The sequence below is a fragment of the Curtobacterium sp. MCBA15_013 genome (assembly GCF_001865095.1).
GTDB lineage: Bacteria > Actinomycetota > Actinomycetes > Actinomycetales > Microbacteriaceae > Curtobacterium.
Genome location: NZ_MJGQ01000022.1, coordinates 8,986 through 9,784, shown reverse-complemented (window position 1 = coordinate 9,784; position 799 = coordinate 8,986). Strand labels below are relative to the sequence as shown.

General features: G+C 73.8%; 1 pseudogene. It reads left to right on the top strand.

Annotated elements, in window-relative coordinates:
• A pseudogene (locus BIV01_RS12040) lies at positions 1 to 799 on the top strand (1-pyrroline-5-carboxylate dehydrogenase); the annotation flags it as partial.

Genomic DNA, 799 nt, shown 5'->3' with positions numbered 1-799 from the left:
CAGCCGTTCGGCGGGTGGAAGCGCTCGTCGGTCGGCACCGGGACGAAGCCCGGCGGCTCGATGTCCGTCGCGACGCTCGGCCGGTGGGAGCCCACGCCCCGGACCGTCCACAAGAGCATCCAGCTGCACGGCCTGCCACCGCGGGTCACCGCCGTGATCGAGGCGGCCCGCAGTGGCCTGTCGTTCGAGGAGTTCGACCAGGTGCGCGCCGGTGCACTGAGCGACGTCCGCGCACGCGAGTCCGAGTTCGGCGTGGCGCACGACCCGGCCGGGCTCGTCGTCGAGCGGAACGTGGTGCGCTGGCGACCGCAGTCCGTCATCGTCCGGCAGGCCGAGGGTGCCTCGTCCGGCGACCTCGTGCGTGTGCTCGCCGCCGCGACCGCTGCCCGGGCCGACCTGCTCGTGAGCACGGCTCGGCCACTCCCCGGACCGCTCACGCAGCTGCTCGCGTCGAGTCGATCGCCGCTGCACGTCGTCGACCACCTGGTCGAGTCGGACGACGAGTTCCTCCGCCGTGCCGCCTCCGGTGACCTGTTCCGGCCGGACTGGTCCTCCGGCGACGACGTCGAGCAGGACGCGCTCGACGCCGTGCTCGCCCAGGGGCAGGACCGCCCGGCGCACACGGCGTTCGGCGGACCCGGCGCCCGGATCCGGCTCGTGGGCGGTGACCCGCTCGCACTCGAGGAAGCCCTGGGCGCCAGCGTCGACGTGGCGATCCACGACGCCCCCGTGGTCGAGGCCGGGATCATCGAGATGCTGCCCTTCCTGCGCGAACAGACGGTGTCGATCACGGCGCACC